8 protein-coding genes and 2 rRNA genes are annotated in these 7,874 nt (G+C 37.1%); 5 read left to right on the top strand and 5 right to left on the bottom strand.

The window, feature by feature from the left end:
• Together H4K35_RS11225 and rrf are read left to right on the top strand one after the other, a co-directional pair.
• A 23S ribosomal RNA gene (locus H4K35_RS11225) occupies positions 1–87 on the top strand; the annotation flags it as partial.
• Positions 88–203: 116 nt separating this feature from the next.
• Positions 204–313 (top strand): 5S ribosomal RNA (gene rrf, locus H4K35_RS11220).
• Positions 314–597: 284 nt separating this feature from the next.
• Here the strand turns inward: rrf and H4K35_RS11215 are convergent.
• Positions 598–1,053 carry a hypothetical protein gene (locus tag H4K35_RS11215; RefSeq protein WP_182628001.1) on the bottom strand — a complete coding sequence of 152 codons (456 nt, stop codon included), beginning with the start codon at positions 1,051–1,053 and terminating at the stop codon, positions 598–600.
• A 6-nt stretch (positions 1,054–1,059) separates the two neighbouring features.
• Positions 1,060–1,863 (bottom strand): NAD(+) synthase, encoded by an 804-nt coding sequence (gene nadE / locus H4K35_RS11210; protein WP_182627999.1) that lies wholly within the window; start codon positions 1,861–1,863, stop codon positions 1,060–1,062.
• A gap of 70 nt (positions 1,864–1,933) precedes the next feature.
• Between nadE and gldB the strand changes: the two genes are divergently transcribed.
• Both gldB and gldC read left to right on the top strand, forming a co-directional pair.
• Entirely contained in the window at positions 1,934–2,914 is a 981-nt protein-coding gene (gene gldB / locus H4K35_RS11205; protein ID WP_182627997.1) for a gliding motility lipoprotein GldB, read from the top strand.
• Positions 2,914–3,255: a gliding motility protein GldC gene (gldC, locus tag H4K35_RS11200; RefSeq protein WP_182627995.1), complete on the top strand. Its 342-nt coding sequence runs from the start codon at positions 2,914–2,916 to the stop codon at positions 3,253–3,255. The genes gldB and gldC overlap by 1 nt, the downstream gene beginning before the upstream one ends.
• Positions 3,256–3,290: 35 nt before the next feature.
• Here gldC and H4K35_RS11195 read toward each other — a convergent pair whose 3' ends face one another.
• The 3 genes from H4K35_RS11195 to H4K35_RS11185 all read right to left on the bottom strand — a co-directional run bounded on the left by H4K35_RS11195 (position 3,291) and on the right by H4K35_RS11185 (position 5,993).
• Positions 3,291–4,274, bottom strand: coding sequence for an acyl transferase (locus H4K35_RS11195; RefSeq protein ID WP_182627993.1), 984 nt, complete (start codon positions 4,272–4,274; stop codon positions 3,291–3,293).
• Between the two features lie 82 nt (positions 4,275–4,356).
• Positions 4,357–4,716, bottom strand: a complete 360-nt coding sequence (locus tag H4K35_RS11190) for a T9SS type A sorting domain-containing protein (protein ID WP_182627991.1) — start codon at positions 4,714–4,716, stop codon at positions 4,357–4,359.
• Positions 4,717–4,853: 137 nt separating this feature from the next.
• On the bottom strand, positions 4,854–5,993 hold the full coding sequence (locus H4K35_RS11185; protein ID WP_182627989.1) for a hypothetical protein: 1,140 nt from the start codon (positions 5,991–5,993) through the stop codon (positions 4,854–4,856).
• A gap of 559 nt (positions 5,994–6,552) precedes the next feature.
• Here H4K35_RS11185 and H4K35_RS11180 point away from each other — a divergent pair.
• Entirely contained in the window at positions 6,553–7,806 is a 1,254-nt protein-coding gene (locus H4K35_RS11180; protein WP_255492439.1) for a hypothetical protein, read from the top strand.
• Positions 7,807–7,874: the final 68 nt, after the last annotated feature.

The following is a 7,874-nucleotide window of genomic DNA, read 5'->3' as shown; positions in this document are numbered from 1 at the left end:
TTGAAGATGACAACGTTGATAGGCTATAGATGTAAAGGCAGTAATGTCAAAGTCGAGTAGTACTAATAGCCCGTAAGCTTATGTGTATCTCCCTCTACGTTATGTAGAGGGAGGGCAACTTTCTAAATTTAGTTATGTATTTGTTAAGTTATAATATACAATATTAGTTATAGGATCCTTTTGGGAATTTATAACAACCGCTTTAGGGTGGTTATTGCGGCGGGGCTCACCTCTTCCCATTTCGAACAGAGAAGTTAAGCCCGCTAGCGCAGATGGTACTGCCACATGGTGGGAGAGTATGTCGCCGCCCTTCTTTTGAAAGCCTGATTACGCAAGTAGTCAGGCTTTTTTTTTGGTTTACAGTGAGTAGTGAGTGGTGAATAGTGAGTAGTGAATAGTGAGTAGTGAATAGTGAGTAGTGAGTAGTGAATAGTGAATAGTGAGTAGTGAATAGTGAGTAGTGAATAGTGAATAGTGAGTAGTACCACTCACCACTTACCACTCACCACTTACCACTCACCACTTACCACTCACCACACAACAAATAAAAAAAAGCCGTTTAAATCGATTTAAACGGCTTTTTTTATTTTTTAAGCTCTATGGTAGTATAACTGTAGTTATTACTTCAACAGGGTCGCCAGGGTGTAGTTTGGGCACAATAGCGTGATAGGTAACAAATTTTGGTCGCCCACCCCAGTTTTGTAGAAAGTCTACGTGGAGAGTATATCTATTATAGCGATTTCTGGTGTATATATATTTGATGTCCGCTGTGTTTGATTCTACCCAAAACTGGCCAATGATTAAGTCAAAGTTTCTAAAATCAATTTCAGCATTACAACCTTGAACTAGCTTTCTGTAGTCATAAGGGTTATTGATAATTAGAAATTCGTTGTCGCGTAGGCTTGGAACATATAAATTGTCTTTGGTGTTAAAACATCCGTATTGCTCTAAGTTTTCTGTGCGGATTAATACGTCTCGGTCGTAATCATCGGTTAAGGAACAAGCTGCAAAGAGCAGGGAAGATCCTAGGAGTAAACAGTATTTTTTGATCATAGCTTTTTATTTTAATTGTTGGGGAATAATACAAACTGGGATGGGGTTTATTTTGTGCTGGTTGATTCGATTTAATCGTGTATAGATAGCAAATACTTCTCGTGCTCTACCTTGGAAATCTGCTATGGTTTTGCCTTCTTCTGCGGCAAGCATGGCTACTTCTAATTCATCATAGGAAGCTCCTAATTGATCTTCATCCGTGCGATCATCTCCGAATAAACCGTCTGTAGGTTTGGCTTGGATGATGCTGTTGGGTACGTTTAGATATTCGCCGATTAAGCGAACTTGTGATTTTAACAAATCTGCGATGGGACTAATATCAACACCGCCATCGCCGTATTTAGTAAAGAACCCCACACCAAAGTCTTCTATTTTGTTACCTGTCCCCACCACCAAGTATCGATGAATACCTGCATAGTAGTATAGCGTAGTCATGCGCAATCTAGCTCTTGTATTGGCTAAGGTTAGCGCAAGCAGTTGTTGGTCCTCTATAGTTGGCACTTGTTGTTTAAATAGTTCAAATGTCGAGGTTAAATCCGCTGTTGTAGAGGAAACATTCGCATAGTTAGCCTTCAAAAAAGCAAGGTGTTCTTGTGCGCGATCTACTTGTGATGCGGCTTGGTGAATGGGCATCTCTACACAGAGTAAAGGCAATCCTGTTCGCGCGCACAGCGTAGAGGTTACTGCTGAATCTATGCCTCCCGATATTCCGATGGTAAATCCTTCGATGCCACTCGCTAAGGCGTAATTCTTTAGCCATTCAACAATGTGAAGGGTTACTGCTTCGGTTTGAAAGTTTTGATTCATCATAGAAAAATTGTGATTGAGTTGTGGTTCTTCTTTTTATATTTGTAAGGATCAGAAAAATATCAAGTATACTATGTTCAAAATTAGTAAAATATCTTTATCCTGCTTAGCGGTTTCCAGTTTTTTTGTACTGGGTTGTGGCGACTCTAAAAGCAAAGTAAACAAAGAAGTGGCACAAATCCCTATGGAAGTAACTGTAGCGCGCTTTGATCAGGATTTTTATACAGGAAAAGACGAAGACTTTCAGCTGTTAAAGGCTAAATATCCTTATATGTTTCCCGCTGGCGTTCCGGATGCTGCTTGGCTTGAGAAAAAGCATGACACTATTTTTAAGGAGCTCTATCAAGAAGTCAACAAAAAATATGCCGATCTGAAATCGCTACCAGAAGATTTAAAGAACTTATTTCAGTACATCAAATACTATTATCCGGAGGAATCCGATCACAAAAAGATTATAACGGTCCTATCGGAAGTTGATGTAGCGGCCAAAGCGATTTATGCCGATACGTTGGCGTTGGTTAGTTTGGATACGTATTTAGGTAAAGATCACCATTTTTATAAAAGTTTTGCAGCTTATACGCGAACAACATTCGAACCTGTGCAGATTTTGCCCGATATGGCGGAGAGCTTTATCATTCAAAAGTTGCCCAAAACAACTGATCGTACGTTTTTAGGGGCAATGGTTCAGCAAGGGAAATTGGTATATGCAAAAGAGATGTTGTTGCCAAATGCACCTAAAGAGACCCTGATGACTTACAACAAAGAACAGTTGGATTGGTGCTTAGCGAATGAATCTCAAGTTTGGCGCTATATCATCGACAACCAATTGTTGTTTGATACGGATGTCAAATTAAGTGCACGCTTTATTGATCCTGCACCTTTTAGCAAATTTTATCTCGATATTGACGGCGAATCACCTGGACGTGTTGGGGTTTGGATGGGATGGCAAATTGTTCGTTCATTTATGGAAAATAATAACGTAACTTTGCAGGAACTTTTTGCAATGGATGCGAAAGATATTTTCGAAAAATCAAAATATAAACCGAAGAAGTAATGAGTAAAAAGCACATTTCTGATATCAATATTAGAGTAGAGTTAGATGAGAATCGCGTTCCGGATAAATTGACGTGGACAGCAAAAGACGGCGGTGTAGATCGCGCTAAGTCTAAAGCAATGTTACTCTCTATTTGGGATCATGCGGCACAAGAGACGTTGCGTATTGATTTGTGGACTAAAGATATGCCAGTAGACGAGATGAAGAAATTCTTTCATCAAACTTTAGTCGCTATGGCTGATACCTATGAACGCGCAACAGAAGATGAAAAAATGGCAGCAACTATGCGCGACTTCTGCGATTATTTTGCAGAGAAAACAGAATTGTTAGACAACGAATAGAAAAGGGCGATTTACTCAAATCGCCCTTTTTATATTTATACGACCATGAGGTTACAACCTCGAATGTCCGCCTGATCAAATCGCCCTAAAATTTCAAAGCTTCCATCTTCGTATTTCTTACCTAAATCTTGCGTAGCAATGAAGGAACACGAGTTGATATTCGCTAAATCTATTACATTGACTCCCCCTGCTTTTCCAAAGGTTTCGATGCGTGTAAAAGGATCTTCTGGGTCTCGGATGACAATATCCATCCAGGTTGGGCATTGGAAAATGCCATCTCCTAGAGAATAGGCTTGTGAAAGAAGCTCTGTCATGCCGTATTCTGAGTGAATTTTAGTTACGCCAAATCCTTGGCATAACAACTGGTGTAACTCTTCGCGAATCATTTCTTTTCGTTTGCCTTTCATCCCTCCAGTTTCCATAATTATGGTGTTGTTTAACTCGAATTGGTGTTGCTCAACGATGTCTAATAAAGCATAAGTTACCCCTAGGAGTAGAATGTTTTTTCCTTGTTTGTCTAACGTTTCTAAGTGAGTGATTAGTTCTTGGTAATTGTGTAAATAGAAGCCACTCTCTGGGTGATTTGACTGCTTGATAAAGTCATCAGCCATGTAGATCAGCGAAGATCCTTCTCGTTCTAAATAAGAGGGCAATAACGCTAGAACAACGTAATCTTCAATAGGACCATAGAAGGAAGAAAAACCTTTTCTAAAGCTTGCTTCATAGTATTGCAAATCCGTTACATGATGTTTACTCGTAATTGCACCTGTTGTTCCACTACTGGTAAACGTAGTTTGAATCGGCAGATCACTGCTGAGAACTGTTTTGTTTTTAAAGAATTCAATAGGAAGAAAGGGAACTTGATCAAGGCTGCGAACTTCCGTTGGCGTTTTTCGAATCAAGTCACAAAATTGGCGATACACCGCATTGTGCTCATATTGATAGCGATATACTTTCATCGCTATTTTATGAAATTCTTTTCGGGTCTGTATGCTAATGATATCTTCAGGTGTAAACACAATTCACTTATTTGCTACAAAAATACAATAAAAAAAGCATCATTGTTGAAATGATGCTTTAGATTTATCGGGTACTGATTTGTTACTTCACGATTAATTTACGCGTGGCAGAGGCATTGTTTTCTTTAATTTTAATGATGTAAATTCCTGCTGTTACGCTATTCGGTAAAATTAATTCTTTCGTATTGAGGTTTGTGGAGAATATTTTTTTTCCTACCACATTGTAAATCTCAATTTCTTTGGCTTCATTTGTTTTGGTTTCTATTGTGATCTTCCCATTAATAGTAGCGGGGTTTGGATAAATAGAAAGACCTTCAATTGTTTTAACAACTGTTGCTTTAGTTTGGAATTCGCCCGTTGCAGGAACTTGAGCATAACTCAAGCTAGTAAGCAAGAAGAAAGTTCCAATAAAGAAGAGTTTATAAAAGTAGTTTTTAGTCATCCAAATGAAATTAATACTATAAAAGTAAGGAATATATCTTATATGATAAAAAAAATATTTGCTTTTTTAGGGCAAATATTTTTTCTTAACATAAATTAATGACTTATTATTATATTTAATTCAAAATAATTAAATTCTTATAGTCCTAGAGTCCAACCTTTTGTCCATTCTGGTGCATTCGCATTATTTCCAGCTCCTTGGTTTTCTCCTTCAACAAATACTGCATTTACATCTGCTGCTTCACCTGCTGTGTTTTTACCTTTTGCTTTTTCAGTAACATCAATTAGTTTTACATTACTTACTAATAATGAACCATTGGCCACATTGGCAATTGTTTCGTCATGTTCTACATCAAAGGCTAATTTCCAACCGCTTAACACTACGTTTTTCAGTTGTCCTTTAGTTCCTTCACGTAGTTTCATTGCTGTACCTTCCCCTTTTTTGGCTGCGATTAACGTAATTCCATCAATTGTAGGGTTTGAATACGGTTCTGCTGTTCTAGTTTTAGAATTGTTGTCGGCTTCGAATCCTTTATCTGCAGTACCTGATTGTTTAGCATACCAGAATTTGTTCTCTTGTCCATTCCATCCTTCTGTCCAGTCGAATTGATCATCGTCATTGTGAGAAGAAACTAAGTATTGTGCACTTACTGTTCCACCAAACCACTCAAATCCGTCATCTGAACCTTCGTGAGCTTGTACATATTCAATTTTTGTTCCGCTTCCTACTCCGAATAAAGACAATCCGTTGAATTCTTTTTCGCTGTTAAAGTTAGCTCCTGCATACTCAATTCTCAAGTAACGGATCGATCCTGAGTTGTCATTTGCAACATCTCCACCATAGGTTAAGTCTGATACTTCAGCTGTTGCTGTTTTTGCTTTGTTGATTGGTGCTTTACCACATACAACTAAACCTCCCCAGCTACCTCTTTTCTTTTCCAAAGCAGTCATTACTACTGGATTGGTGTTAGTTCCTTTTACGAATATTTGTCCTCCTTGTGCAACTGCAATATAAGAAGATGTTCCTCCCGTACCAACGATTTCAACTCCTTCTTCAATATTTAAAGTTGCTCCATCTTCTACAACTAGTTTTGTTGATAAGTTGTATTTTTTATTTTTCTCTAACGTTAATGTCTGTCCTTTTTTCAGTGTTTGACCAATGTTTTCTGTTGGGTTTGGACCTCCTCCGTTGTTGTTCGAATTGTCGTCAGATGAACAACTAACGAATAAAACTGATGCTAAAGCAATTGATAACCCTGATTTGAATAATCTTTTCATAAAGTAATTGTGTTATTTTATTTTATCTGTTACAAAGATTGTGTACTAAAATGAACTGATGGTTAGCGCTTTATCATTGAATTGTTATGATAGTTAGGTTGTATATTAATGAATTGTTATGAAAAAGTAGAGATTGAATTGTACACTTCCTTCCTATTTGTTTATGCTGACATCGATCTATTGAGAATTACGTATACAAAATAAATTAAAGTTCTTTATTGCTTAGTATATTCACCTGTTTTGCTTGTTACTCCTCTATTTTAGCTTTTTTTTTCGTCTATTTTTATAAAAAATAAGCGAAAGAAGAGCGATGTGTTATGGAGAGAGAAGTCGTGTTTTTTGAGTTAAATAATTAAAAAAGCCTTTACGGATGCGATGGTGTTCTATGGAATGCAATAGACATATAAGGTACTCTAGCGAGTTTTTAGTTTGAAATAGAAAGTAAAAATAGGAATAGCTTACTACAAACGCACTGGAGGAGCTCTTTGTGCACATGACAGTTGGTTTGGATATTTTAGACCAAAGGGCTATAAAAATAAATTATAATGATAAAAAAATAATGTTGACAGTCCTCATCTTACTGATTTATGGATGCAAGGGACAAGAAAAAGAGATATCAACTGAAAGGAAACAGGATTTAGTTAATCAAGAAAAGGAAAAGGTACATTGGCAAGATTTGCCACAACAGGTATCATATGCTGAGCGAACAGAAGTTAAGGAAATGAGGACAAAAGAAAATCAACAAAAATTAGCAAAAATATGGGATGGATTCTGGAGAATTGAAACAATAGACTGCACCAAAGAATTTCTTACCATGGAAGAAATTAACTTAACTAATGATCTCTATTATCAAGGTTTAAAGTCTCTGGGATTTCGATTTCCAAGTGAAGCGGTATTTGCAAGTCGAATTAAAGAAATTTTCGATGTTGATATTTATGCAGATTACACGGATAATCCTCGAATTATTAAGATGGAAGATTATTTAATTCTTAGGGTAAAAACTTATCCGCTAAAATTTCACAAATTGGTTCCAACCTTAGATTTTGCTTATGATAATTATGTTTTTGACCTCAAAAGACATTTTTTAACGTCCATAGAATCAGCAAATGCATTTAGTAAATTAGAACGAGATGACTTTGATGAACTTTATTATATCTATTTTGGTAGCCCTTATGAATTAGCATTAAATAATTTTATTTTCCATGATAATAAAGCAGCATTTGTGTATTTGAACAAATCGATAATAGAGCGTTTTGACGATGATTTTGGCTATGAGAATTTTTCAATGGAATACGATCATTTTTATCAAGAGATTTTAAGGAATCGTTTGCTCTGGTATAAGTCTACAGTGGAGAATACCCGTGAAGGCTGGGATTACCGCATGTATGATCGCCTGTTTTTTTGTCGCGGATTTGATGGGAAGTTGATTGTCAAGAAAAAGATGCTCGCTGCAGCCGTTGCGTTAGCCAAAGAAGATGAGGCTTATATCCGCGTTCCGTTAGACTACTATTTTACTCAGATGACAACGGAGTATATTCCCAATGAATACGCAGCAGATCAAAGTGAGGTAAGCAATTACTTTAAGGAACGCGAACCCTACTATACCCCCGAAGAACGAGCGATGATCTGGGTGTATACCTCACTTTTAGAGTTGAATCTCCCTCCTAGTGAAACACGACCAGCTCCCTATATGTTTATTGGATTAACGCTGAATTATCCCGAATTAGCTCAAGTGGCAGAACAGCACAACTACTTTGGTGAAGATATGTCAGAAGTATTAAATATACTCGATAGAAACAACGGTTGGTGGTAGGTTGTATTTTGTTTGTTGGGAGCACTCACATGAAATAACACTAAGGATGACATAAAAAAAAGCCTGCA

The sequence above is a fragment of the Myroides sp. NP-2 genome, from assembly GCF_014145665.1.
GTDB lineage: Bacteria > Bacteroidota > Bacteroidia > Flavobacteriales > Flavobacteriaceae > Flavobacterium.
Note: the sequence above shows the minus strand (reverse complement) of the source record. Positions and strands in the feature narration are given on the sequence as shown.

Bases quoted from the DNA above. Each gene is read 5' to 3' on its own strand.
- H4K35_RS11215 (WP_182628001.1), bottom strand. From the start codon at position 1,053: ATGATCAAAAAATACTGTTTACTCCTAGGATCTTCCCTGCTCTTTGCA.
- nadE (WP_182627999.1), bottom strand. From the start codon at position 1,863: ATGATGAATCAAAACTTTCAAACCGAAGCAGTAACCCTTCACATTGTT.
- gldB (WP_182627997.1), top strand. From the start codon at position 1,934: ATGTTCAAAATTAGTAAAATATCTTTATCCTGCTTAGCGGTTTCCAGT.
- gldC (WP_182627995.1), top strand. From the start codon at position 2,914: ATGAGTAAAAAGCACATTTCTGATATCAATATTAGAGTAGAGTTAGAT.
- H4K35_RS11190 (WP_182627991.1), bottom strand. From the start codon at position 4,716: ATGACTAAAAACTACTTTTATAAACTCTTCTTTATTGGAACTTTCTTC.
- H4K35_RS11185 (WP_182627989.1), bottom strand. From the start codon at position 5,993: ATGAAAAGATTATTCAAATCAGGGTTATCAATTGCTTTAGCATCAGTT.
- H4K35_RS11180 (WP_255492439.1), top strand. From the start codon at position 6,553: ATGTTGACAGTCCTCATCTTACTGATTTATGGATGCAAGGGACAAGAA.